Annotated in this window: 26 protein-coding genes; 13 read left to right on the top strand and 13 right to left on the bottom strand. The window is 72.6% G+C overall.

Annotated features, from left to right (window positions below; genetic code table 11):
- Nucleotides 1-8: 8 nt before the first annotated feature.
- Nucleotides 9-2,153, top strand: a complete 2,145-nt coding sequence (locus COUCH_RS13030) for an elongation factor G-like protein EF-G2 (protein ID WP_249612345.1) — start codon at nt 9-11, stop codon at nt 2,151-2,153.
- A 4-nt stretch (nt 2,154-2,157) separates the two neighbouring features.
- On the opposite strand, the gene COUCH_RS13025 is transcribed toward COUCH_RS13030, so the two are convergent.
- On the bottom strand, nt 2,158-3,354 hold the full coding sequence (locus tag COUCH_RS13025; RefSeq protein ID WP_249612344.1) for an FAD-dependent monooxygenase: 1,197 nt from the start codon (nt 3,352-3,354) through the stop codon (nt 2,158-2,160).
- Nucleotides 3,355-3,406: 52 nt separating this feature from the next.
- Here COUCH_RS13025 and COUCH_RS13020 point away from each other — a divergent pair, with 52 nt between their 5' ends.
- From COUCH_RS13020 to COUCH_RS13000, 5 genes are read left to right on the top strand one after another with little or no spacing between them, the layout of a single operon-like run.
- A complete protein-coding gene (locus COUCH_RS13020; RefSeq protein ID WP_249612343.1) occupies nt 3,407-3,979 on the top strand; it encodes a TetR/AcrR family transcriptional regulator in 573 nt (190 codons plus the stop codon).
- A 30-nt stretch (nt 3,980-4,009) separates the two neighbouring features.
- Complete coding sequence (locus COUCH_RS13015; RefSeq protein WP_249612342.1) at nt 4,010-4,579, top strand: TetR/AcrR family transcriptional regulator; 570 nt, start codon at nt 4,010-4,012, stop codon at nt 4,577-4,579.
- Complete coding sequence (locus COUCH_RS13010) at nt 4,576-5,778, top strand: SGNH/GDSL hydrolase family protein (RefSeq protein WP_249612341.1); 1,203 nt, start codon at nt 4,576-4,578, stop codon at nt 5,776-5,778. The genes COUCH_RS13015 and COUCH_RS13010 overlap by 4 nt, the downstream gene beginning before the upstream one ends.
- Nucleotides 5,742-6,857: a GGDEF domain-containing protein gene (locus tag COUCH_RS13005; protein WP_249612340.1), complete on the top strand. Its 1,116-nt coding sequence runs from the start codon at nt 5,742-5,744 to the stop codon at nt 6,855-6,857. The genes COUCH_RS13010 and COUCH_RS13005 overlap by 37 nt, the downstream gene beginning before the upstream one ends.
- Nucleotides 6,854-8,119 carry an extracellular solute-binding protein gene (locus COUCH_RS13000; RefSeq protein WP_249612339.1) on the top strand — a complete coding sequence of 422 codons (1,266 nt, stop codon included), beginning with the start codon at nt 6,854-6,856 and terminating at the stop codon, nt 8,117-8,119. The genes COUCH_RS13005 and COUCH_RS13000 overlap by 4 nt, the downstream gene beginning before the upstream one ends.
- Here COUCH_RS13000 and COUCH_RS12995 read toward each other — a convergent pair whose 3' ends face one another.
- The 3 genes from COUCH_RS12995 to COUCH_RS12985 are packed head-to-tail and all read right to left on the bottom strand — an operon-like array spanning nt 8,120 to nt 11,599.
- Nucleotides 8,120-8,635: an HIT family protein gene (locus COUCH_RS12995; RefSeq protein WP_249612338.1), complete on the bottom strand. Its 516-nt coding sequence runs from the start codon at nt 8,633-8,635 to the stop codon at nt 8,120-8,122.
- Between the two features lie 31 nt (nt 8,636-8,666).
- On the bottom strand, nt 8,667-10,640 hold the full coding sequence (gene thrS / locus COUCH_RS12990) for a threonine--tRNA ligase (RefSeq protein WP_249612337.1): 1,974 nt from the start codon (nt 10,638-10,640) through the stop codon (nt 8,667-8,669).
- 59 nt (nt 10,641-10,699) lie between these two features.
- A complete protein-coding gene (locus COUCH_RS12985) occupies nt 10,700-11,599 on the bottom strand; it encodes an ADP-ribosylglycohydrolase family protein (protein WP_249612336.1) in 900 nt (299 codons plus the stop codon).
- A gap of 102 nt (nt 11,600-11,701) precedes the next feature.
- Here COUCH_RS12985 and COUCH_RS12980 point away from each other — a divergent pair, with 102 nt between their 5' ends.
- The 4 genes from COUCH_RS12980 (at nt 11,702) to COUCH_RS12965 (ending at nt 16,446) form a co-directional block, all read left to right on the top strand.
- Complete coding sequence (locus COUCH_RS12980; RefSeq protein ID WP_199513587.1) at nt 11,702-12,391, top strand: response regulator transcription factor; 690 nt, start codon at nt 11,702-11,704, stop codon at nt 12,389-12,391.
- Nucleotides 12,392-12,495: 104 nt separating this feature from the next.
- Nucleotides 12,496-13,812: a sensor histidine kinase gene (locus COUCH_RS12975; RefSeq protein ID WP_249612335.1), complete on the top strand. Its 1,317-nt coding sequence runs from the start codon at nt 12,496-12,498 to the stop codon at nt 13,810-13,812.
- Between the two features lie 214 nt (nt 13,813-14,026).
- The gene (locus COUCH_RS12970) at nt 14,027-16,258 is read left to right on the top strand and encodes an RICIN domain-containing protein (RefSeq protein WP_249612334.1); all 2,232 of its coding nucleotides are present in this window, start codon (nt 14,027-14,029) and stop codon (nt 16,256-16,258) included.
- A gap of 23 nt (nt 16,259-16,281) precedes the next feature.
- Nucleotides 16,282-16,446: a hypothetical protein gene (locus tag COUCH_RS12965; protein WP_249612333.1), complete on the top strand. Its 165-nt coding sequence runs from the start codon at nt 16,282-16,284 to the stop codon at nt 16,444-16,446.
- Between the two features lie 11 nt (nt 16,447-16,457).
- Here the strand turns inward: COUCH_RS12965 and COUCH_RS12960 are convergent, their stop codons facing one another.
- Nucleotides 16,458-17,483 carry an adenosine deaminase gene (locus tag COUCH_RS12960; protein WP_249612332.1) on the bottom strand — a complete coding sequence of 342 codons (1,026 nt, stop codon included), beginning with the start codon at nt 17,481-17,483 and terminating at the stop codon, nt 16,458-16,460.
- A gap of 9 nt (nt 17,484-17,492) precedes the next feature.
- Nucleotides 17,493-18,260 (bottom strand): trans-aconitate 2-methyltransferase, encoded by a 768-nt coding sequence (locus COUCH_RS12955; protein ID WP_249612331.1) that lies wholly within the window; start codon nt 18,258-18,260, stop codon nt 17,493-17,495.
- A 67-nt stretch (nt 18,261-18,327) separates the two neighbouring features.
- On the opposite strand from COUCH_RS12955, the gene COUCH_RS12950 reads away from it, so the two are divergent.
- Nucleotides 18,328-19,305, top strand: a complete 978-nt coding sequence (locus COUCH_RS12950) for an aldo/keto reductase (protein WP_249612330.1) — start codon at nt 18,328-18,330, stop codon at nt 19,303-19,305.
- A gap of 55 nt (nt 19,306-19,360) precedes the next feature.
- On the top strand, nt 19,361-19,672 hold the full coding sequence (locus tag COUCH_RS12945; protein ID WP_249612329.1) for a hypothetical protein: 312 nt from the start codon (nt 19,361-19,363) through the stop codon (nt 19,670-19,672).
- A 199-nt stretch (nt 19,673-19,871) separates the two neighbouring features.
- On the opposite strand, the gene COUCH_RS12940 is transcribed toward COUCH_RS12945, so the two are convergent.
- The 7 genes from COUCH_RS12940 to COUCH_RS12910 form a co-directional block, all read right to left on the bottom strand.
- Nucleotides 19,872-20,075, bottom strand: a complete 204-nt coding sequence (locus COUCH_RS12940; protein ID WP_011905669.1) for a cold-shock protein — start codon at nt 20,073-20,075, stop codon at nt 19,872-19,874.
- A gap of 294 nt (nt 20,076-20,369) precedes the next feature.
- The gene (locus COUCH_RS12935; protein ID WP_249612328.1) at nt 20,370-20,642 is read right to left on the bottom strand and encodes a DUF4235 domain-containing protein; all 273 of its coding nucleotides are present in this window, start codon (nt 20,640-20,642) and stop codon (nt 20,370-20,372) included.
- Nucleotides 20,639-21,091, bottom strand: a complete 453-nt coding sequence (locus COUCH_RS39155; RefSeq protein WP_430640925.1) for a DUF3618 domain-containing protein — start codon at nt 21,089-21,091, stop codon at nt 20,639-20,641. The genes COUCH_RS12935 and COUCH_RS39155 overlap by 4 nt, the downstream gene beginning before the upstream one ends.
- Nucleotides 21,088-21,525, bottom strand: a complete 438-nt coding sequence (locus COUCH_RS12925) for a phage holin family protein (RefSeq protein ID WP_199513594.1) — start codon at nt 21,523-21,525, stop codon at nt 21,088-21,090. Before COUCH_RS12925 ends, COUCH_RS39155 begins: the two co-directional genes overlap by 4 nt.
- Nucleotides 21,526-21,597: 72 nt before the next feature.
- The gene (locus tag COUCH_RS12920) at nt 21,598-22,791 is read right to left on the bottom strand and encodes a mechanosensitive ion channel family protein (protein WP_249612327.1); all 1,194 of its coding nucleotides are present in this window, start codon (nt 22,789-22,791) and stop codon (nt 21,598-21,600) included.
- 54 nt (nt 22,792-22,845) lie between these two features.
- Nucleotides 22,846-23,664 (bottom strand): DUF1206 domain-containing protein, encoded by an 819-nt coding sequence (locus COUCH_RS12915; RefSeq protein ID WP_249612326.1) that lies wholly within the window; start codon nt 23,662-23,664, stop codon nt 22,846-22,848.
- A gap of 60 nt (nt 23,665-23,724) precedes the next feature.
- Complete coding sequence (locus COUCH_RS12910; RefSeq protein ID WP_430640924.1) at nt 23,725-24,105, bottom strand: hypothetical protein; 381 nt, start codon at nt 24,103-24,105, stop codon at nt 23,725-23,727.
- Here COUCH_RS12910 and COUCH_RS12905 point away from each other — a divergent pair.
- Nucleotides 24,095-24,376 (top strand): GNAT family N-acetyltransferase, encoded by a 282-nt coding sequence (locus COUCH_RS12905; protein WP_249612324.1) that lies wholly within the window; start codon nt 24,095-24,097, stop codon nt 24,374-24,376. The two genes, COUCH_RS12910 and COUCH_RS12905, sit on opposite strands and share 11 nt — an antisense overlap.

Here is a 24,376-nt window from a genome sequence, read left to right as displayed (position 1 = left end):
GTCCCGCAATGGCGCAGAAGACGCAGGACAACGCGGCAGGCCCGGTGGTGACCGAGCCCGGCAGAGTACGCAACGTGGTGCTGGTGGGCCACTCCGGCTCGGGGAAGACGACGCTCGTCGAGGCACTGCTCGCCGCGACCGGCACGATCCCCCGGACGGGCACGGTGGCCGAGGGCACCACGGTCTGTGATCACGATCCGGCTGCCGTACGGCAGCAGCGGTCCGTGGCCCTGGCGTGCGCGCCCGTCACGCACCAGGGCGTGAAGATCAACCTGCTGGACACCCCCGGGTACGCCGACTTCGTCGGTGAGCTGCGCGCCGGGCTGCGCGCCGCCGACTTCGCGCTGTTCGTGGTCTCCGCGGTGGACGGTGTCGACGAGGCGACCACCGCGCTGTGGGAGGAGTGCGCCGCCGTCGGCATGCCCCGCGCGGTCGCGATCACCCGGCTCGACCACCCCCGCGCCGACTACGAGCAGACGCTGCAGGACTGCCAGGACGCCTTCGGCGAGAACGTCATGCCGATCTACCAGCCGATGCTGGGCGACGACGGCACCTCGATCGCCGGACTCATCGGCCTGGTGACCCTCCGGGTGCTGGACTACTCCGAGGGTTACCCGCCGCGCAGCACCGAGGCCGAGCCCGAGCACCTCAACCCCATCCAGGAGGACCGCAACCAGCTCATCGAGGGGATCATCGCCGAGAGCGAGGACGAGACCCTCATGGACCGCTACCTCGGCGGCGAGCTGATCAGCACCGACACGCTCGTGCCCGACCTGGAGAAGGCGGTCGCCCGCGGCAACTTCTACCCCGTCCTCCCGGTCTGCGCCGGCACCGGCGTCGGGCTCGACGCCCTGCTCGACGGCCTGGTCAACGGCGCACCCTCGCCGCTGGAACACGACCTTCCCGTGGTCACCGGCGTGGACGGCAGCCCGCGCCCGCCGCTGACCTGCGACCCGCAGGGCCCGCTGGTCGCCGAGGTGGTCAAGACGACGATCGACCGGCACGTCGGCCGGGTCTCGCTGGTCCGGGTCTTCTCCGGCACCCTGCGCCCGGAGACCGCCGTGCACGTCTCCGGTCACGGCCTGACCGAGCGCGGCCACCCCGACCACGACGCCGACGAGCGCATCGCGCACATCTACTCCCCGCTCGGCGCGCAGCTGCGGGAGGTCTCCGCCTGCATCGCCGGCGACGTCTGCGCGATCACCAAGTCGGGCAGCGCGGAGACCGGCGACACGATCTCCGGCAAGGACCAGCCGCTGCTGATGGAGCCGTGGTCCATGCCCGAGCCGCTGCTGCCGATCGCGGTGGTCGCCAAGTCCCGCTCCGACGAGGACGCGCTCGCCAAGAACCTGGCCCGGCTCGTGGCCGGCGACCCGACGATGCGGCTGGAGCGCAACCCCGAGACGCACCAGCTGGTGCTGTGGTGCATGGGCGAGTCACACGCCGACGTCGTGCTGGACCGGCTCCGCGCGGGCGGCGTGGACCTGGACACCGAGCCGGTGAAGGTGTCGCTGCGCGAGACGTTCGGCACCGCCACCAAGGGCCACGGCCGGCACGTCAAGCAGTCCGGCGGGCACGGTCAGTACGCCGTCTGCGACATCGAGGTGGAGCCGCTGCCGCGCGGCGCCGGCTTCGAGTTCGTGGACAAGGTGGTCGGCGGCGCGGTGCCGCACAACTACATCCCGTCCGTGGAGAAGGGCGTACGCGCCCAGCTGGAACGCGGCATCGTCGCCGGTTACCCGGTGGTCGATCTGCGGGTGACGCTGGTCGACGGCAAGGCGCACAGTGTCGACTCCTCCGACGCCGCGTTCCAGACCGCCGGGGCACTGGCCCTGCGCGAGGCCGCCGAGCAGGGTCAGATCACGCTGCTGGAGCCGGTCGACGAGGTCGTCGTCCGGGTGCCGGAGACGTACGTCGGCGCGGTGATGAGCGACCTGTCCGGCCGCCGCGGCCGCCCGATGGGCACCGAGGGCGACGGCGGCCACAGCCTCGTGCGCGCCGAGGTGCCCGCGACCGAGCTGGTCCGCTACGCCGTGGAGCTGCGCGCGCTCACCTCGGGCGCGGGCACGTTCACCCGCACGTACGCCCGGCACGAGCCGATGCCGGCCCACCTGGCCGAGGCGATCCGCAAGGAGCACGCCGCGGCGAAGTGACCCCTCAGACGGCCGCCGCCATCGGGTACGAGGGCAGCTCGATGGCGTTGGCCGCCAGGTGCACCGGGCGGGTGACCTGCTCGATGATCTGCCGCTTCCACGGGTTGAACCGCAGGGTGCGCATCGCATGGTGCATCAGCGCGACCTTGACCCGCCCGCCGGGCACCATGTCGCCCGCCATCTTGCGGCCCAGCTCCTGGTTGCGGGCCACGTACGGGCGCATGACCGCCTCGTAGCGGGCGAACGCCGCCGCGGGCCCGTCCCCCTTCGCCAGCTCGCCGGCCAGCACGTACGCCCCCACCAGCGCGAGGCTCGTGCCCTGCCCCGACGAGGGAGCCGGGCAGTGCGCGGCGTCGCCGAGCAGCACGACCCGCCCGGCCGACCAGCGGGGCAGCTCCACCTGGCTGAGCGAGTCGAAGTAGAGGTCGTCGACCGCGTCGAGGTTCTCCAGGAACGACGGCACCCGCCAGCCGGCACCGGCGAAACGCTCCCGCAGCACCCGCCGGCCGTCCACGGTCCTCGGCAGCACCGGCGAGGCGAACACCAGCCCGGCCTTGGCGGGCTCCCCGGCGCCGGTGCTGTAGGCGAAGACCATGCGTCCCGGCTCGACGTGGAAGACCTCCTCGTGGTCCAGGCCGAGGTCGCCGTCGAGGTCGAAGATCGAGATGTACGCGCCCAGGTGCCGCAGCGGCACCTCGCCCATCGCCATGCGCCGGGTCGCCGAGTGCAGCCCGTCCGCCGCCACGACCAGGTCGAAGCGCCGGGTGGCGCCGCCGGCGAAGGTGACAGCGACGCCGTCGGGCCGCTCGTCGAGTGAGGCGATGGAGTCGCCGAAGACGTACTCCACGGCGCCGGCGGTGGCCGCGTGCAGGATCCGGGCGAGGTCGGTCCGCATGACCTCGAGGTCGTCGCCGCGGCGGCCCATCAGCAGGTTCGCGTCGAGGGTGGCGACGGGCCGGCTGTCGCCGCGGACGTAGGTGACGGTGCGCATGGCGGTGTCGGCGGCCCGCGCCGCCTCGAACATGCCGAGCCGCTTGAGCACCTCGACGGCCGCGCCGCGGATGTCCACCTTGTAGCCGCCGTCGCGCAGGGCCGGGGCCCGCTCGACGACCGTGGCCCGGAAACCGTGCCGGTGCAGGGCCAGGGCCAGGGCGGGACCGGCCACGCCGGCGCCCGAGATCAGAACCTCACGCTCACTCACGCGACTACTATACAAACGTCTTATACGTTTGTATAGAGCTAGGATGGCGGCCATGGGACACCGCGAGGACCTGCTCGAAGGCGCGAAGCGCTGCCTCTACGAGAAGGGCTACGCGCGCACGACGGCCCGCGACATCGTGGCCGCCTCGGGCACCAACCTCGGCTCGATCGGCTATCACTACGGCTCCACCCAGGCGCTGATGAACGCCGCCATGCTGAGCGCGATCGAGGAGTGGGGCGAGACGATCGGGGCCGCCCTGGCCACCGAGCAGCCGGGTGAGACGGGCGACCAGCTGACCCGCTACTGGAGGCGGGTGATCGGCACCCTCGGGACCCACCGGGCGCTGTGGCTCGCCAGCGTCGAGGCCATGCTGGTGAGCCAGCACTCCCCCGGGCTGCTCGAGCAGATCGCCGACGGCATGGAGCAGGGCCGCCGGGGCCTGACCGCGCTGATCACCGGCCGCCTCGAGGACGACCTCGACGCCGAGACCGTCCGCACGCTCGGCTCGGTGGCGATGGCGCTGATGTCCGGGGTGATGACCCAGTGGCTGGCCGACCCGGAGCGGGCCCCGTCGGCGGAGCAGATCGTGGCCGGCGTCCGCGCCCTCGGAGCCGTAACGGTGTAGGTACCTTCCTAAAGGTGTTAGGCTCTGGGCATGACGCGCGCAGGGCTGTCCCGTGACCGGCTGATCCGGGCCGGCGCCGACCTCGCCGACGAGATCGGCTTCGACCGGGTCACCCCGTCGGAGCTGGCGCGCCGGTTCGACGTGAAGGTCGCCAGCCTCTACTCGCACGTCCGCAACGCACAGGACCTGCGGACCGGCATCGCGTTGCTCGCCCTCGAGGAGCTGGCCGACCGGGCCGCGGAGGCGCTCGCCGGGCGGTCCGGCCGGGACGCGCTGATCGCCTTCGCGAACGTCTACCGCGACTACGCCCGCGCGCACCCCGGCCGGTACGCCGCCACCCGGCTCCGGCTCGACGCGGAGACCGCCGCGGGCAGCGCCGGGGTCCGGCACGCGCGGATGATGCGGGCGATCCTGCGCGGCTACGAGCTCACCGGGCCCGACCAGACCCACGCCGTACGCCTGCTGGGCAGCGTCTTCCACGGGTACGCCGACCTGGAGGCGGCCGGCGGTTTCGACCACAGCGCCCCGGACGCCCAGACGAGCTGGGAGCGCATTCTCGACGCCCTCGACGGGCTCCTGCGCATGAGGATGCTGCCGTGATCACCACCCCGGTCACCCCGGACCTGCTGCGCGGCGCGCTGGAGTCCGAGACCACGGAGCACGGGCTCCTGCCGCACCGGCTCCCCGCCCGGGCCCGGGCCCGGGGCGCCGACGGTCAGCTCCTGATGGCGGAGTCGCAGCCCTCCGGCGTACGCGTGGTGTTCCGCAGCAGGGCGACCACCGTCGAGCTGGACACCGTGCCGACCAAGCGGGTGTACGCCGGCATGCCGGCCCGCCCGGAGGGCGTCTACGACCTCGTGGTGGACGGCCGGCCGGCCGGCAGCGGCAGCGTGCCGGGCGGCATCACCGTGACCGTCGACATGGCCGCCGGCACGGCCGGGACCCGGCCCGGACCGGCCGGGACGGTGCGCTTCACCGGCCTGGCGGACCACGACAAGACCGTCGAGATCTGGCTGCCGCACAACGAGACCACCGAGCTCGTCGCCCTGCGCACCGACGCACCGGTCGAGCCGGCGCCCGGGACGGGCCGCCCGGTCTGGCTGCACCACGGCAGCTCGATCAGCCAGGGCTCCAACGCGGCGACCCCCAGCACCACCTGGCCGGCGATCGCCGCCTCCCGGGCCGGCGTGGAGCTGATCAACCTCGGCTTCGGCGGGAGCGCCCTGCTCGACCCCTTCACCGCCCGGGCGATGCGCGACACCCCCGCCGACCTGATCAGCGTCAAGATCGGCATCAACGTGGTCAACGCCGACCTGATGCGGCTGCGCGCGTTCGTCCCCGCGGTGCACGGGTTCCTCGACACGATCCGCGACGGGCACCCGGCCACGCCCCTCCTGGTGATCTCCCCGCTGCTGTGCCCCATCCACGAGGACACCCCCGGGCCCGGCGCCTTCGACCTCGACGCGCTGCGGGCCGGGCAGATCCGGTTCCGGGCCACGGGCGACCCGGCGGAACGTACGGCCGGCAAGCTCACCCTGCGCGTCATCCGCGACGAGCTGGCCCGCATCGTGGCGCAGCGGGCCGCCGACGATCCGCACCTGCACCACCTCGACGGCCGTGAGCTGTACGGCGAGGCCGACGCCGAGGAGCTGCCGTTGCCCGACCGCCTGCACCCCGACGCGGCCACCCACCGCCGCATCGGCGAACGGTTCGCGCGGCTCCCATTCCTCAGCTCCCGCACCGAGGTGACGATCACAGGAGCGTGTCCCGCCGACGCCCCACCGAACCGCGCGCCCTGACGTCGTGGTGGGTGCTGCTCGCGGTCGTGGCCGCGGTGACCGCGACGGTCGCGGCCGGCGTCTACGCGCTGCAGCAGCAGGTACGCACCCGCACGCTGGACAGCGCGCTGCAGGGCGTCGTGGTGATCAGCTCGCTGGTCATCGACCGCAGCCTCACGCTGCAGGACCTCACCGACGAGCTCCACCCGGCGAACCGGGCCCAGCTGGACACCGACGTCGTGCTGCTGCAGCAGAAGGGGCAGCTGCGCGGGCTGATGATCTGGTCGCTCGGCGACGGCCGGCTGGTCTACGCCGACCCCGACCACCAGTTCGCCGGCCGGCTCGGCGAGGCCCGGCGCGCCGCCGTACGCCTCGACGAGCCGAGCGCCGGCTACGCCGAGGACCAGCACACCGGGGAACACCTGCTCGAGGTCAACTACCCGTACGACGCCAACGGCGACGGCGTGGTCGACGGGCTCGCCGTGGTGCTGCTGCCCCGCCGCGACATCGACTCGTCGATCGCCCGGTCCACCCGGCTGCTCTACGGCGGCGGCCTGGTCGTGCTGCTCGTGGCACTCGGCGGGGTGCTGCAGGTCCGGCGCCGGCAGAAGGCCCAGGAACACGCCGCGGTGCACGACCCGCTCACCGGGCTGGGCAACCGGGAGAAGCTGCGCCGGCTCGCGCACCACGCGCTGCCCGCCGCGTCCGCCCAGCGCCCCGCCGCCCTGCTGGTCCTCGACCTCGACGGCTTCAAGGGCGTCAACGACACGTACGGCCACCACACCGGCGACCTCCTGCTCGCCGCGGTGGCCCGGGAGATCGAGCAGGCCTGCCGCGACTGCGGCACCGCGATCCGGCTGGGCGGCGACGAGTTCGCCGTCCTGCTCCCGCGCGCCGGGGCCGAGCAGGCCGCGGCCGTCGCGGCCACCCTGCACGAGACGGTCCGCCGGCCCGTGCTCATCGACGGCCGGCCGGTCGTGGTCGGGACCAGCATCGGCGTGGCGGTCGCACCCGCCGACGGCCGGGACCTGGGCACGCTGCTGCAGCACGCCGACGCTGCCATGTACCGCGCGAAGAAGGGCGAGGTGGTTCCGCAATGACCCGATTCCGCAGGTTCGTGGCCGCGCTCACCGGTGCCGCCCTGCTGGCCGGGGCCGCCGCGTGCGGTTCCCCGGACGCCTCCGCCGACGGCCGCATCACGCTGACCGTCGACGACTTCGGCAACTTCGGATACAAGACCCTGCTGCACGAGTACGAGGACACCCACCCCGGCATCCGCGTGGTCGAGCGGGTCAGCGAATTCACCGCGCACCACGAGCAGCTGGCGCAGCGCCTCGACGCGGGCAGCGGCGCGGGCGACGTCGTGGCCGTCGAGGAGGGGTACGTCGTCCAGTTCCGCAACCGCTCCGACGACTTCGTGAACCTGCTGGACCTGGGCGCCGGGCAGCACAAGGACGCGTGGCTGCCGTGGAAGTGGGACACCATGCTGACCGACGGCGGCCGGACCCAGATCGGCCTCGGCACCGACGTCGGCGGCCTGGCCATGTGCTACCGCCCGGACCTGTTCAAGGCCGCGGGGCTGCCCGCCGACCGCGGATCCGTGGCGAAGCTGTGGCCGGACTGGCCGGCGTACGTCGCGGCGGGGCGGCGGTTCCAGAAGGCCGACCTTCCGGCGCAGTGGACCGACTCGGCCATCAACATCTTCAACCAGATCCTCGCCCAGCAGTCGACCGGCTACTTCGACCGCGACGACAACCTGACCATCACCACCGCGCCGGGTGTCCGGACGGCCTGGAACCAGACGGTCGACATGATCGAGGCGGGCGAGTCCGCCAAGTACGTGCCGTTCAACCCGCAGTGGCTCGCCGCGCTGCAGAGCGGCCGCTTCGCCACGCTGACCTGCCCCGCCTGGGTGCTGGGCTGGATCAAGCAGAACGCGCCCGCCACCCGCGGGCTGTGGGACGTCACGGCCGTGCCCGGCGGCGCCGGCAACTGGGGCGGGTCCTGGCTGGCCGTGCCGAAGCAGAGCGCGCATCCGCGGGAGGCGTACGAGCTGGCCGCCTGGCTGACCGCACCCGAGCAGCAGCGCCGCGTCTTCATCGAGACGGGGAACCTGCCGTCCGTGCCGAAGCTCTACGACGACCCGGCCGTCACGTCGTTCCGCAACCCGTTCTTCTCCGACGCCCCGGTGGGCCGGATCTTCACCAGCGCGGTGGCCCGCAAGCCCGCGCAGTACCTCGGCCGGCACAACGCGGCGGTCCGCGAGATCATCGAGCGCAAGCTCAGCGAGGTCGAGATCGGCAAGCTCGTACCCGAGCAGGCGTGGCAGGAAGCCGTCACGGAGGCGCAGCAGGTGCGCTGATCAGCCCGCCGCCGCCCACGCCTTCGCGAGCAGCTCGCGGGTGTCGCCCAGCAGCTGGGGCAGCACCTTCGTCCGGCCGATCACCGGCATGAAGTTGCCGTCGCCGCCCCACCGCGGCACCACGTGCTGATGCAGGTGGGCCGCGATGCCGGCGCCGGCCACCGCGCCCTGGTTCATGCCCAGGTTGAAGCCGTGCGGGCTGCTCGCCCGGCGCACCGCGCGCATCGCCCGCTGGGTGAACTCGGCGACCTCGACGGTCTCGTCGGCGGTCAGCTCGGTGTAGTCCGCGACGTGCCGGTACGGGCACACCAGCAGATGGCCCGGGTTGTACGGGTACAGGTTCAGCACCGCGTACACCAGCTCGCCGCGGGCGACGACGAGACTGTCCGCCTCGTCGAGGCCCGGGGCGACGCAGAACGGGCAGCCCTCGGGTCTCTCGCCGCCGGCCGACACGTACGCCAGCCGGTGCGGCGTCCAGAGCCGATCGAAGCCGTCCGGTTCCCCCACATCGCTCACCTCCCCACCCTAAGGCGGGCGGGGCGAGCCGTCAGGCCGCCGAGGGCCCGGTGTTGACGCGCGAGCGCACCACCTCGACGACGTGCGCCACGGCCTCGTCGAGCGCCACGCCGTTGCGCTGCGAGCCGTCGCGGTAGCGGAACGACACCGTGCCGCCGTTGACGTCGTCGTCGCCGGCGATCGCCATGAACGGGATCTTCTGCTGCTGGGCGGTGCGGATCTTCTTCTGCATGCGGTCGGTGGAGTGGTCGACCTCCGCCCGGATGCCCTCCTTGCGCAGCCGCGCGGCGAACTCCTCGAGGTAGTCCGCGTGGTCGTCGCGGATCGGGATGCCGACCACCTGCACCGGCGCGAGCCAGGCCGGGAACGCGCCGGCGTAGTGCTCGACCAGCACGCCGAAGAACCGCTCGATCGAGCCGAACTTCGCCGAGTGGATCATCACCGGCTCCTGCCGGGAGCCGTCGGCTGCCTGGTACTCCAGGCCGAAGCGGGCCGGCTGGTTGAAGTCGTACTGGATCGTCGACATCTGCCAGGTACGGCCGATCGCGTCGCGCGCCTGCACGCTGATCTTCGGGCCGTAGAACGCCGCGCCGCCCGGGTCGAGCACGAGGTCCAGGCCGGACTCCACGGCCACGTCCTCGAGGACCTTGGTGGCCTTGTCCCACTGCTCGTCCGTACCGATGAACTTGTCGCTCTTCGGGTCGCGCGTGGACAGCTCGAGGTAGTAGTCGTCGAGGCCGAAGTCGCGCAGCAGCGACAGCACGAAGTTCAGCAGGTGCTTGATCTCGGCCGGGGCGTCCTCGGCGGTGACGTACGAGTGCGAGTCGTCCTGGGTCAGGCCGCGCACCCGGGTCAGACCGTGCACCACACCGGACTTCTCGTAGCGGTAGACCGAGCCGAACTCGAACAGCCGCATCGGCAGCTCACGGTACGACCGCCCGCGCGACCTGAAGATCAGGTTGTGCATCGGGCAGTTCATCGCCTTGAGGTAGTAGTCGGCGCCCTCCATGTGCATCGGAGGGAACATCGTGTCCGCGTAGTACGGCAGGTGGCCCGAGGTGTGGAACAGGCCTTCCTTGCTGATGTGCGGCGTGCCGACGTACTGGAAGCCCTCCTCGATGTGGCGGGCCCGGACGTAGTCCTCCATCTCCCGCTTGATCACACCGCCCTTGGGGTGGAAGACCACCAGGCCGCTGCCGATCTCGTCGGGGAACGAGAACAGGTCCAGCTCGGTGCCGAGCTTGCGGTGGTCGCGGCGCTCGGCCTCGGCGAGCCGGTTCAGGTACGCCTTCAGCTCGTCGCGGCTCGGCCACGCGGTGCCGTAGATGCGCTGCAGCTGCGGGTTCTTCTCGCTGCCCCGCCAGTACGCGGCAGCCGAGCGCATCAGCTTGACCGCCGGGATGAGCCGGGTGCTGGGCAGGTGCGGGCCGCGGCACAGGTCGCCCCAGACCCGGTTGCCGTCCCTGTCGAGGTTGTCGTAGTGGGTCAGCTCGCCGGCACCGACCGCCTTGGCCTCCTCGTCGACGTCGCCCTTGATGTCGACCAGCTCGAGCTTGTACGGCTCGCTCCTCAGCTCGGCCTTCGCCTCGTCCAGCGACGCGTACTCGCGGCGGCGGAAGGTCTGGCCCGCCTTGACGATCTCCAGCATCCGCTTCTCGAGCTTGCCGAGGTCGTCGGGCTGGAACGGCTTCTCGACGTCGAAGTCGTAGTAGAACCCGTTCTCGATCGGCGGCCCGATGCCGAGCTTCGCCTCCGGGAAGACGTCCTGCACGGCCTGCGCGAGCACGTGCGCGGCCGAGTGGCGCAGCACGTCGAGGCCGTCCGGCGAGTCCATCGCGACCGGCTCGACGTCGGCGTCCTGCCCGGGCGCCCAGTCGAGGTCGCGCAGGCGCCCGTCGGCGTCGCGGACCACGACGATCGCCTTGGGGCCGGACTGCGGCAGGCCGGCGGCGGCCACCGCGTCGGCCGCCGTCGTCCCCGCCGGCACGACCAGAGCTGCGGACACGGTGGTTCTCCTTCAGTCGACGAGCGGATTCCTCAGGCGATGCTAGTAGGTCGCCCCGGTCAGGCTTCGCGCGACGCGGTCACCCACTCGGGCAGCGGTTCACGCGCGGTGATCCACTCGGCCGGTACGCCGCCGGCGCCGGTGTGGGCGGCGACCACACCGCCGGCCATCGCGGCCGTGGTGTCCATGTCACCGCCCGCGGCCACGCACGCCTCGACCGCGCCCCGGTAGTCGCCGAGGTGGTGCGCCGCCACCCACAGCGCGAACGGCACCGAGTCCTGCGCCATGGCCCGGGTGCCGGTGCCGAGCTCGTACGCCGCCTCCTGCGCCGACCGGATCCGCGTGGCGGCGACCAGCCCCTCGCGCACCCGGCTGTGCGGGACGTGCGCGAGCACCGCGCCGAGCAGGTCCACCGGGCCGCCCTCCAGCCGTGCGGCGGCCGCCACCGATGCGGCGACGGTGACCGCGACGCCACCGGCGATCCCCTCGGGGTGCGCGTGCGTCACCTCGGCGGCCAGCGCGCCCTGCGCGGCGGCCCGGGCCGGCGAGTCGGCGTGCCAGGCGCCCAGCGGGGCGGCCCGCATCGCCGCGCCGTTGCCGGCCGAGCCCTGCCCGTCGAAGGCAGCCGCCGCGGCGATCGGCCACGGCGTGCCCTCGCGGATCTGGCGGAGCATGACGACGGCGCCCGGGCCGTAGCCCCGGTAGGGGTCGAAGTGCCGCCCGAGCAGCGCGGCGAACCGGTCCCGGTCGAGGCCGGCGTCGTCACCGCCGGTCAGCGCCGCGACCAGGCAGCAGGCTTCCTCGGTGTCGTCGGTCCACGGCCACGGTGGCGGCGGGACGGTCCCCGGCCGCATGCCGGGGACGAAGTACTGGGCGCCGAAAGCGTCGCCCACGGAGAGTCCGGTGAGGCTGTCGGCGGCGAGCGCCGCGCGGGTGTCGGGAAAGAGAGTGAATGACATCGGTACCGGAATCCTAACGCGCCAGTCGTGACACTCCGTGACCGAGAGACGCCGCTGAATGACGGATTCGGTCTATCTTGCCAAGGGCAGTACCTTCTTCGCATGGCCACGGTGTTGCTCGTCGAGGACGACCACGTCGTGCGCGGTGCGATGCTGCGGTCGCTGGCCGACCGGGGGCACGCCGTGCACGCCGTCGGAACGGCTCTCGACGCTCTCCGCCGCGTCGCCGCGGAGACCCCCGACCTGGTGGTGCTCGACCTCGGGCTGCCCGACCTGGACGGCTCGGACGCGCTGCGGATGCTGCGCGGCATCACCGACGTGCCGATCATCATCGCGACGGCGCGCGACGACGAGCAGACCGTCGTGCGGCTGCTGCGCGCCGGCGCCGACGACTACATGGTCAAGCCGTTCACCGGCGCCCACCTCGACGCGCGGATCACCACGGTGCTGCGCCGCGTCGGGCGGGCGAGCCGCACGGCGCAGCCCGCCGTGCACGAGGTGGGCGAGTTGCGCGTCGACATCGGCGAGCGCAGCGCCAGCCTCGGGGACCAGCCGCTGGCCCTGACCCGCAAGGAATTCGATCTGCTCGCCTACCTGGCCGCGCGGCCGGGCCGGGTGGTGTCCCGTCGTGAGCTGTTGGAGGAGGTATGGCGACAGCCGTCAGTCGGCGAGGACCAGACGATCGACGTGCATCTGTACTGGCTCCGTCGGAAACTGGGCGAATCCGCGGCGAAGCCTCGTTACCTGCGCACCGTGCGGGGAGTCGGATTCCGGTTGGTGGCCCCGGACTGAGGGCGCGGCTGGCATGGGTCAGCGCAGCCACCACCGCCATCGCCGCACTCGCTTTCCTCATCCCGCTGGGGTGGGAACTGCGGGCGGACCACCGTGACACCGCCATGGCCGCGGCCGGGCAGCGCAGCGCGATCGTGGCCGGCGCGCTCGAGGCCGGCGCGGGCAGGAAAGGGCTGGAGGCCGCGCTGAAGGCGGCCGGCGGCGACCCGGTCGTGCACGCGCCCGGCACCACGCAGGACAGCCGGGTGCCGGCCGAGAAGCTGGTGTCCGTCGCCCACGGCACCGAGCCGGCCGAGGTCGACGTCGCCGGCGGCATCGTCCGGTTGCAGCCCGTGACGGTGGGTCAGAAGACGTCGGTGGTCGAGGTCTTCGTGCCCGACTCCCAGCTGGGCGAGGGCACGGCCCGCGACTGGTGGATCCTGCTCGGCATCATGCTGGGCCTGGTCATCGGCTCGGTGATCGTCGTCGACCGGCTGGCGCGCGGCGCGGTGGACTCGGTGCGCAACCTCGTGCACGCGGCGATGGCCGTCGGCGGCGGCGACCTCGGCGTGCGCATCCAGCCCTCGGGCCCGCGCGAGCTCGCCGAGGCCGGGTACGCGTTCAACCGCATGGCCGACCGCCTCGTCACCTCCCGCACGAGCGAACGCGAGCTGGTCGCCGACCTGTCGCACCGCCTGCGGACGCCGCTGACCGTGCTGCGCCTGGACGCCGAGGCGCTGGACCCCGACGACACGCAGATCATCGACCTGACCGCCCAGGAGGTCGACCGCCGGCGCGGCATCCGGCGCATCCGGCAGGCCATCGTCACGCTCGAGGGCGAGGTCGACCAGCTCATCAACACCACCCGCGCGGCGGTCGCGGCGCAGGTCGCGGAGGCCCCGGAGGAGGGCCTGTGCGACGCCGCCGAGGTGGTCCGCGACCGCATGGTCTTCTGGTCCGCGCTGGCCGGCGACCAGAACAGGCAGTACCGCGTCGTCGGCGCGCAGCTGCGCATCCCCGTGCCGGTGGCCCGCACGGAGCTGGCCGCCGCGCTCGACGCCGTCCTCGGCAACGTCTTCCGCTACACGCCGCAGGGCACCGCCTTCGAGGTCGGCATCTCGCGCCGCGACGGCTGGGTCGCGCTGCGTGTCGACGACGCCGGTCCGGGCATCGACGACCCGGAGAAGGCGCTGCAGCGCGGGCAGAGCGAGCAGGGCTCCACCGGTCTCGGGCTGGACATCGCCCGGCGCGCGGCGCAGGCGGCCGGCGGCTCGGTGAGCCTGGCCCGGGCCGCGATGGGCGGCGCCAGCGTGGTGATGCTGCTCGCCGACGCCGAAGCCCCGCCGAAGCAGGCGAGCCGCTTCGGGCTCGTGGGCCGGATGGCCCGCGAACGCGACCCGGCGAAGCGCAAATGGCCGCACCAACGCACGGACGAGGAGTGATTTACCCCGGACGGTACAACGCTTGCTTAGATCTGCATTAAGGGCGTTCCCCTGGCGAACCCGGGCTGGCACGCTCAACCGGCGATCCCATCCGGCTTCCCGGCCCGAAGCCCGCAGTTCGTCCCCACACCCCGGGCCGGCGAAGCCTTCGCGCGGTGGGAGGTGGTCACCCCATAACCCCCTCCCACCGCGTCCCGCAGCACAAGGAGATCATTTGTCCGCGCACCGACGGCCCGCGCTTCGTGGGGAGGCGCCGCAGCGGCGGCGCCCGGCGCCCGACCGCGGCCGGCGCCGCCCGGGCGCGCGCCCGTACCGGCTGCTGCCCGTGCTGCTGGGGATCGGCGTGCTCGGCATCGGCGGGCTGGTGGGGCCCAGCGTCGTCTGCGGCGGCCTCGGCCAGGACTGCGGCGGCCAGGACCGCGAGCGGATCACGTACGCCGGCCTGCCCGCCGACGACCGCGGTCAGGGGCTGGTCTACGACGGGCTGGCCGCGGCCGGCGAGAAGTCGCTGTGCACGGGGTCGTACGAGCTGGACGACGAGACCTGCACGCACGGGCCCGACCCCGCCCCCGCCGGCCTCAAGGTGAGCCGCGACGTCGCCCCGGTCACCGCGAAGGTGCCCGAGCCGCGGGAGCCTCGGCGCGAGGCGGGCACCGTGCCGCCGGACGCGGAGATCGTGCGCGACCAGGGTGGCAGCTCGCTCTCCCCCGGCGCCCCGGCGCTCATCCCGGACGCGGCGCCGGGCGACGCCGACTTCGTGATGGGCGCGCACGACGTGGTCTGCGAGGGCGACGGGCGTACGGGCAACCGCATCCAGGTGCTCTACCTGCACGAGTTCGGCACGCCGAGCCGCTACACCGACTACCTCGGCTCGATCCGTACGTGGGCCGCAGGGGTGGACCGGATCTTCGACGAGAGCGCGGCCGAGACCGGCGGCTCCCGGCACATCCGGTACGTGACCACCCCGGAGTGCCGGGTGGACGTCGCCGAGGTCCAGATGCCGGAGGGCGCGCTCGGCTCCTTCCGGCAGACCATCGGCGCGCTGCAGACGCTGGGCTACAACCGCGCCGACCGCAAGTACCTGATCTTCTCCGACGCCAACGTGTACTGCGGCATCGGCACGTACATCGCCGACGACCGGCCCGGGCAGGGCAACCGCAACAACGGCGGGCCGTCGTACGGGCGGGTCGACGCCGGATGCTGGGGCTCGGTGGTGGCCGCGCAGGAGACCACGCACATGCTCGGCGCGCTGCTGCAGGACTCCCCCAACGCCACCGGTGGCGGCAGCTGCACCGACGACCACGACCTGCTGTGCCGCCCGGACCGGTCCGGCATCGCCATCCGTACGGTGTGCCCGAAGCAGCACGAGAACCGCCTCGACTGCGGGCACGACGACTACTTCAACACCAACCCGAAGCCGGGCAGCTACCTCGCCGAGAACTGGAACGTGGCCCGCAGCGACTTCCTGCTGCACAGCGACGGCGGGGACGACGTACCGGACGCTCCCGAGGACCTTCCGGCCGAGCCGTCGACCGCGCCGCGCGCCACCGCGACGAGCACGCCGACGCAGGCGGCGGTCCCCAGCGCGACCGCCACGACGCCCGCGACCGGCGGGGGCGACGCCTCCGACGGCGGCGGCGACGCCCCGGACGGTCCCGCCGAGCCCACCGCGACGCCGCCGGCCGCGGCGACGACCGGCGCCCCCGCCCCGGAGACGCCGGCCACGCCGGCCACGACGGGCGTCGCGGTCGCGCCGGTGGCCGCCACGGCTGCCGTCCCGCAGGCGGTCCTGGAGATCCGCGAGCCGACCAGCACGTCGGTGCGCCTCAGCTGGAGTGCCGCCGCGCACGACGCCACGTACGAGGTGGACGTCGACGGCGTCACCGTGGCGACCACCGTGGCGACCCGCGCACGGCTGATCGGCCTGCGCCCGGACACCAAGTACCAGGTGACGATCCGCAACGCCAGGCACCGCTACACCGCGAAGGGCACCGCCCAGTCGGCGCCCGCGGCCCGGCCCGCCGCGAACTCGTGGTTCGTGCTGACGAACTCGCTGACCGGCGGTGCGGCCGACCTGTACGCGGCGCGCACGGCCAACGGCACGCCGCTCACCCTGGGCGGCGCGGACGGCGGCGCCCAGCAGCAGTGGAAGCTCGTCCCGGCCGGGGGCGGCTCCTTCTCGCTGCAGTCCCGGGCGACCGGCAAGTGTGTGGTCCCGCTGGACGGCAACCCGGTGGCCGGCGCGCCGCTGGTCCAGGGCGACTGCACGACGAACGACAGTGGCCGGTGGCAGTTGTTCGCCACCGACCACGGCTTCAGCCTGCGGACCGACGTCGGTGGCCTGGCCGCTGGCGTGGGCGCCCAGCGCTTCGGCCCGGCCCGGATGCTCGTGCTGCAGCAGCCGGTCGGGGCCAGGCACCAGAGTTGGACGGCGGTGCCCGGCTGATGTCCGGGCGAGGGAGAGAGACGATGCTGGACACGGACGTACGCACCGAACCGCAGGTCGACGAGGACGACGAGCGCGGCCGCTTCTTCAACCGGCGCCGCATCGTGCGCGTGGTGGCGATCCTGACGATCGGCATCCTCGCCGTGCTGGCGATGTGGCAGGACCCGCTGTACGCGGGTCACTTCTAGCCGGCGATCCGCTACTCCGCGGCCGCGGCCGCGTACGTGTCGATCTCTGCCAGCAGCCGGTCCTTGCCGGCGGCCGGCAGGAAGGACGCGTCCACCGCGGCCCGGGCCAGCCCGGCGACCCCGGCGGCGTCCAGGCCGAGCAGGTGCGCCGCCACGGCGTACTCCTCCTCGAGCGTGGTGCCGAACATCGGCGGGTCGTCGGAGTTGATCGTGACGGGCACGCCCGCGGCCACCAGCGCCGGCAGCGGGTGCTCGTCGATCACGGGCACCGCCCGGGTGCGCACGTTCGAGGTCGGGCACACCTCCAGCGGGATCCGGTGCTCGGCCAGGTACGCCATGAGCTGCGGGTCCTGCGCGGCGGCGATGCCGTGCCCGATGCGCTCGGCGCCGAGGTCGCGCAGCGCGTCCCAGATCGTCTGCGGCCCGGTGGTCTCCCCGGCGTGCGGGACGCTGTGCAGCCCGGCCGCCCGGGCCTTGTCGAAGTACGGCTTGAACTGCGGCCGCGGCACGCCCACCTCGGGGCCGCCGAGGCCGAAGCTGACCAGCCCGTCCGGCCGTTCCTCCAGCGCGATGCGCAGCGTCTCCTCGGCGGCGGGCAGCCCCGCCTCGCCCGGGATGTCGAAGCACCAGTTCAGCTCGATGCCGAAGTCGCGGGCCGCGCCCGTACGGGCGTCCTCGATGGCCGCGCAGAACGCCGGCGCGGGGATGCCGCGCCGCACGTGCGAGTACGGCGTGATGGTCAGCTCGGCGTAGCGCACCTGCTGGCGGGCCAGCTCCCGGGCGATCTCGTACGTCAGCATGCGCACGTCCTCGTCGTCGCGGATGAGGTCCACGACGGTGAGGTACACCTCGATGAAGTGCGCGAAGTCGCTGAACGCGAAGTAGTCGGCGAGCGCCGCGGGGTCGGTGGGCACCGGCGACTGGCCCTCGTGCCGGGCGGCCAGCTCCGCGACGATGCGCGGCGACGCCGAGCCGACGTGGTGCACGTGCAGCTCCGCCTTCGGCAGTCCGGCGATGAACGACGCCAGCTCGGTCACTTGCTCCCCCTAGAGTTGCGCCACCACGAAGATCCGGCGGAACGGGAACGCCACGTGTCCGCTCCGGGCAGGGTAGACCGCGGCGAGCTCCGCGTTCAGCGTGACCCGGAAGGTCCGCCAGGCCGTGTCGTCGAGGGCCGCCCGGACCGGGCGCAGGGCGGTGCCCTCCATCCAGCGCAGCACCGGGTGGTCCTCGCCGGTCGCGGGCAGCAGGTGCACGTACGTCGTCTCCCACGCGTCCACCCGGGCGCCGGCCTCGAGCAGCCGGGCCGCGTAGTCCACGGCGTCGTCGACGGGCGCCTCCCGCACCACGTCGCCGGCCGCGGCCGCGTACGGCTCACTGCGCGCCACCTTCCGCAGCAACCGGTGCGACGGCGCGTCGAAGTTGCCCGGCACCTGCATGGCGAACCAGGCGCCGGCGGGCAGCTCGCGTGCCCACGTGCTGATCAGCTCCCGATGTCCCGGTACCCACTGCAGGGCGGCGTTGGTGACGACGACGTCGGTCTCCGGTCCCGGACGCCATCCGGCCAGGTCAGCGACCTGGAACTCGGCCGACGCACCCAGCGCCGAGGCCGTGGCGATCATCTCGGGCGACGAGTCGACACCGGCGATCCGCGCGCCCGGCCAGCGCTGCGCCAGGGTCGCGGTCAGCTCGCCGGATCCGCAGCCGAGGTCGGCGACCTCGCGCGGGGCCTCCGCACCGATGCGGGCGACGAGGTCGAAGAAGGGGCGCGAACGCTCGGTGCCGTAGCGGTGGTAGACGGCGGGATCCCACATGACCGCTCCTCCAAACCGTACGTACGTCTTTTTTGGGAGCGTACCATCGGGCGGTAGGCTCGGCCCCGTGGAAAAGCGCAGGTTCGGCCGCCTCGGGCGGGAAGTCGGAGTGATCGGTCTCGGTGCGTGGCAGCTCGGCGCCGACTGGGGAGAGGTCACCGAGGAGGACGCCCACGCGACGCTCGCGGCGGCGGTCGGCTCGGGCGTGACCTTCATCGACACCGCCGACGTGTACGGCGACGGCCGCAGCGAACAGGTCATCGGCAGCTTCCGCAAGGACCACCCCGGCCTCACCATCGCGACCAAGATGGGCCGCCGCGTCGCGCAGGAGCCGGGCAACTACACGCTCGACAACTTCCGCGCCTGGACCGACCGCTCCCGCGCCAACCTCGGCGTGGAGACCCTCGACCTGGTCCAGCTGCACTGCCCGCCCACCCCGGTCTTCTCCACCGACGAGGTGTACGACGCGCTCGACACCCTCGTGCAGGAGAAGCGCATCGCGGCGTACGGCGTCAGCGTCGAGAAGGTCGACGAGGCCCTCGCGGCCATCGCCCGCCCCGGCACAGCCAGCGTCCAGATCATCTTCAACGCCCTGCGCCTCAAGCCGCTCGAGCGCGTCCTGCCCGCGGCGGCGGAGGCGGGGGTGGGCATCATCGCCCGCGTGCCCCTGGCCTCGGGACTGCTGTCCGGCCGTTACGACGAGAACACCACCTTCAGCGCGGACGACCACCGTAATTACAACCGCCACGGCGAGGCCTTCGACGTCGGCGAGACGTTCTCCGGCGTCGACTACGCCACCGGCCTCGAGGCGGTGGGCAGGCTCCGCCCGTACGTGCCGCAGGGCGCCACGATGGCCCAGTTCGCGCTGCGCTGGATCCTCGACCACCCCGCGGTGACCGTGGTGATCCCGGGCGCCCGCAACGGCGACCAGGCCCGCGGCAACGCGGCGGCCGCCGGCCTCCCGCCCCTGCCCGCCGAGGCTCACCAGGCGGTCCAGGCCGTGTACGACGACCTGATCCGCCCCCAGGTCCATGACCGCTGGTGACGGCGCCGCCCCGCCGTGGGGCCTGGAACCGGGCCCCGCGGCAGGAGGTGCCGAGGTGCCCGGATCGAGGGCGGCGGGCGATGCGGACGGTCCGGGGGATGCGGACGGTCTCGGCGCGGGCCGGCCGCTGCCGGGCTGGCTCTGGATGACGGCGGGCATGCTCGGCCTGGTGCTGGGCGTGCTGTGGACCGCGCAGGGGCTCGACCTGGTGCACGACAGCATCATGAGCGGCGTGACGGCCTTCGCGGTCGCGGGGCCGGTGCTGGCGGTCGCGGGCCTGGCCCTCATGGTCATGGGCGTGCGGATTCGGGCCCGCAGCAAGGAGCAGGCCGCCGCGCCGGACGGCAGCGCAGCGCCTCGGATCTGACCGGCTGCGGCCGCGGGCCGGCCCAGCAGGGCCGCCCGCGGCGGTCCTGGTCCGGTGTCGCCCGGCGGCGTCCGGCGGGTCCGGCGGGTCCGGCGGCGGAACGTGAACGGCCCCGCACCCCAACAGGGATGCGAGGCCGACATTCGCGCCGATCTCCGCCAGAAAATCGGCAGCCGACGTCACCGCCGGCCGGTTGGTCTCAGAGGGGGCGAACCTGCTCCGCCTGCGGGCCCTTCTGGCCCTGGGCGATCTCGAACTCGACCCGCTGGTTCTCTTCCAGAGTGCGGTAGCCGCTCGTCTGGATGGCCGAGAAGTGGACGAACACGTCAGCACCCCCGCCGTCGACGGTGATGAAGCCGAAGCCCTTGTCTGCGTTGAACCACTTCACGGTTCCTTGCGCCATGCTGAACTCTCCTTCTGAAAATGCCGGCCCGGTGATGCGGGGCCGATGGTCGTTTTCGAGCAGCGGCGCCGACGTGCGGCATTTCAGAGAGGATCGGCCTCCTGCAGAAGGCCTGGGATTCGCCAGAAGGAGAACCCCACCACCTGAACCACTTACACAAAAACTGGCCACACTGTACCCGAAGAAGCACCCGAAAAGCTTCCCCTCGGACGAATCCAGTCGTCCCGGCATGGGCGCGAAAAGGCCCTCGGCAGCGCCGAGGGCCTTGACGGTGGTCTATACAGCTATGTCATATCAGTCCGGCCACTTGCCGGTCATCTTGCGGACACCCACGGCGCCGCCGCGGTCGACGAGGGCCCGTACCGTCGCGAAGATGGCGCCCTGCAGGGCCGCCGCCGCGATGATCTCGCCCCAGCCGCGTTCCTCGTCGGTGGGGGTCGGCGCATCGTCGTCGCCGGAGGCCAGCTTCCAGACCTCCTTGAAGACGAATCCGGCGATCGCGCCGGCGCCGAGGCCGAGGATCAGACCGACCGGCTTGTAGGCGACCTTCTGGAGCTTGCCGCTCACCGGCGCCTCCCCCGCACGATCAGGATGATGCCGACCAGCGCCACGCCGGCCGCCAGCACGACCGCCACCGGTACCGGGTTGCGGCGTACCTGCTCACGGGCGTCCTGCGCCTTGTCGAGCGCGCCGGTCTCCCGTACCTTGTCCGTCGCCAGCGAGACCTTGTCCCCGGCCTGCGAGGTCGCCGCACGGACCTTGTCGGACGCGACGGCCGCGGCATTCACCGCCACCCCGCGCACCTTCTCGGTCGCCTCGTGCACCTGTGCCTTCGCCTTGGCCTTGGTCAGCTCGACCTGCTCCTTCGCCCGGGCCTTGACGTCCGCCTTGGCCGCGAGGGCCTGGACGGTCTCACCCAGCTCGGCGCGGGTCTGCTTGATCTCCTCGCGCAGCGCCTCCACGTCGGGCTTGCCGCCCGCGGACCCGTTCTTCGCGGATCCGTTCTTGTCACTCATGCCCGGCTCCTACCGCTCCTGATCGCGTGCTTGACCTCGTCGACATCCGCCTTCGCGCTCTCGATGGCGGAACTCGGTTCCGGCGGGACAGCCTGGGTCACCTGCTTCTTGCCGAGCAGCGCGAGAATACCGGCCGCGGCGAACAGCACCACGGTCACGATCAGAGCGGCGAGCCACAGCGGCAGGAAGATGTTCAGCACGATGATCAGCGTGGCGATGAGCGCGCCGACGCCGTACAGGGCGAGCACGCCGCCCCCGCCGAACAGACCCACACCGATGCCGGCGTGCTTCCCCTTTTCCGTGAGCTCCGCCTTCGCGAGCGCGATCTCGTCCCGGACGAGGCGGGTGAGCTGCTCGCTCGCCTTCTGAACCAACTCCGAGGTGGACTGGTCGGTCGCCGGACGGGCCGGGCTACCGTTCAGGACATCGGCCATGGTGTCCTCCTTTCCCTGTCCGCTCTATGCCCTGATGGCGGGCCTGTCAATCCTCGGTGACGGTGGCCGGCTTCACGGCCGTTTCCCGGGCATCGCCACTGGATCGGGTGGCGTGCCGGCGTCCGGTCCCGCGAAGGCCGCGGCTCGTTCGTCGCCGTCGCCGGCGCCGCTGAAGACGCGCGCGCCCTCGGACGCCCCGGCGTCCGGGGAAGGACGGATGTCGCGTACGCCGGGAGCACCCTCAGCACCCGCAAGATCGGCGCGCACCCGGGGCAGGGCGTCGCGGCGGTGCTCGAAGACCCACGTCACCAGGCGCTCGCGGACCAGGCACCGCAGGTCCCAGAGAGCGCCGGCGTCGTGGGCGCTGACCAGGGCCCGGAGCCGGATCATGCCGCCGGTCGCCTCGGTGACCTGCAGGACGCACACCCGCCCGTCCCACAGCTCGGTGCCCTCGCACACCGCCCGCAACTCGGTCCGCAGGTCCTCGACGGGCGCCGACCAGTCCACGTCGATCTCCGCGGTGCCGAGCACGGCGGAGCCCGTACGGGTCCAGTTCTGGAACGGCTTGGTGGTGAAGTACGAGGTGGGCAGGATCAGCCGCCGGTCGTCCCAGATCTGCACGGCGACGTACGTGAGGGTGAGGTCCTCGATGCGTCCCCACTCCCCCTCGACCACCACCACGTCGTCGATCCGGACGGCGTCGCTGAAGGCGAGCTGGAGCCCGGCGAAGACGTTGCCGAGCGTGCTCTGCGCGGCCAGCGCGGCGATCACGGAGATGACGCCGGCGGAGGCGAGGACGCTGGCGCCGAGGGCGCGTACGGCCGGGAACGTCATCAGCATGACGCCGATGGTGAGCACCACGATCGCGGCGACGGTGACCCGGCGCAGCATCTGCACCTGGGTCTTGAGCCGGCGCGCCTTGAGGTTGTCCGGGACGTCGACCCGCCACTTCGACAGGGCGACGTCCTCCAGCACCAGCATGAGCGCGCCGACGAGCCAGGCCACCGAGGCGATCACGAGGATCACCAGCAGGTGCAGCACCCATTCACGGCCCGGGAAGGGGCCGGCGAACCCGCGGACGGCGACCTGGACGGCGAAGACGACGGCGGTCGCCAGGAACGGCCGGTGCGCGGTGGCACCCAGGTCGCGCAGCAGCTCCGACCGGCGGCCGAGGCGCTGCACCACGCGGTGCACCACCTCGACCAGCACGATCGCGGCGGCCGCGGCGATGACGATCGCGACCAGGGCGGTCAGCAGGCTGGTCACGGTTCCCTCTCCTCACCAGGGGTACGTCGCCAGCGCTCCAGCATGCCCGCCCGGTCACACCTTGCGGTAGCGGGCCTGGAAGAAGCAGTAGACGCCGAACGCCGCGATGCCCAGCGCGATGAGGCCCAGCAGCCAGGGCCCGTACGACTGACCGGCCAGGGTCTTGAGGGCGGCGTCGAGGCCGCGCGCCTTCTGCGGGTCGTAGGTGACCGCGGCGGCGACGATCAGGCCGCCGGCGATGCCGAACGCGACGCCCTTGGCGGTGTACCCGGCCATGCCGAGCCGGCGGGTGGTCTTGCGCACCGACGGAGCCATCTGCTGGGTGTTGAGGCGCTTCTCGAACTTCTTCTTGAGCCCGTAGATCACCAGGCCGATGCCGACCCCGATGACCACCACACCGATCAGGCCGACCAGGAAGCGGCCGCCGCCGTTGTCCATCAGGGACGAGGCGCCCTTCTCCTGGCTGTCGCCGGTGGAGGAGCCGCCCTGCAGCACCTTGATGCCGGTCCAGGCGAAGGAGAGGTAGATGATCGCCCGGATCCCGGAGATCACCCGGGTGGCGATCGCCTCCTTGCCCTGCTCGCCGCTCTCGCCGATGGCGGCCTCGAACGCCTGCCACAGGGCGAGACCGATCATGCCGACCACCGTGATGATCACCAGGGTCTTGCCCATCGGCTGGCCGGCGAGGTTCTGGAACGCCCCGGACTGGTCGCTCTCGCGCGACGAGCCGCCGAAGGCGACCTGCAAGGCGATCCAGGCGAGGAGGAGGTGAATGACGCCGTACGCGATGAACCCACCGCGGGCGAGGTATTCCAGAGGTTTGCTGTCGGCGGCGCGCGACGCCGTGCTGCGAACGTGTGAGGAGGCTGTCATGGCTGCTAAGTGACCGATGGAAACTTTTCCCAAACCTGCGTCACGTGCCGCCACGCTGTGCTAACGGGAGACCTGGATGCCGACGGTGTCGGACGTGATGCTGTCGAGGCTGACCTGAAGGCCGCCGACGCTCACCGCCTGCTGACCCTTGGTGAGCTGCACCTGCTCCCCGGCGACTTCGAGAGTCACCGTGTTCTGGTCGGCGCTGACGAACTTCGCCTCGACGCCGAGCACGTTGGCGCTGGCGTTCACGCTGCGGTCGATCGTGACCGTGCACTGGTCCAGTCCGCAGGAGACGTTGTCGTTGCTGCAGCCGGCGAGCAGGCCGAGGCCGAGCGCGGCGGCGGTGAACAGGGCGGCGATCCGGCGAGCTGCGGTGTTCGTCACCAGCCCAACGATACGGGGCCCGCGCGAGCCTAGGCTTGCTCTCATGGACGTCACCGTGCAGGACAACCCCGGCCGCAACCGCTTCGAGCTCCTGCTGGACGGGGAGGTCGGCGGGTTCGCCGACTACCGGCGCCGGGACGGGGCCGTGGTGGTCGTGCACAGCGAGGTCGATCCGGCGCATCGGGGGCAGGGCCTCGGCGCGGAGCTGGCCCGCGGAACGCTGGACGCGTTCCGCGAGCGCGGCGAGAAGGTGGTGCCGGCCTGCGCGTTCTTCGCCCGGTACGTCGCGGACCACCCGGAGTACGGCGACATCCTCACCGACTGA

The organism is Couchioplanes caeruleus (assembly GCF_023499255.1).
Taxonomy (GTDB): domain Bacteria; phylum Actinomycetota; class Actinomycetes; order Mycobacteriales; family Micromonosporaceae; genus Actinoplanes; species Actinoplanes caeruleus_A.
The sequence above is the reverse complement of the archived record's forward strand: the minus strand, read 5'-3'. Positions and strand labels throughout refer to the sequence as shown.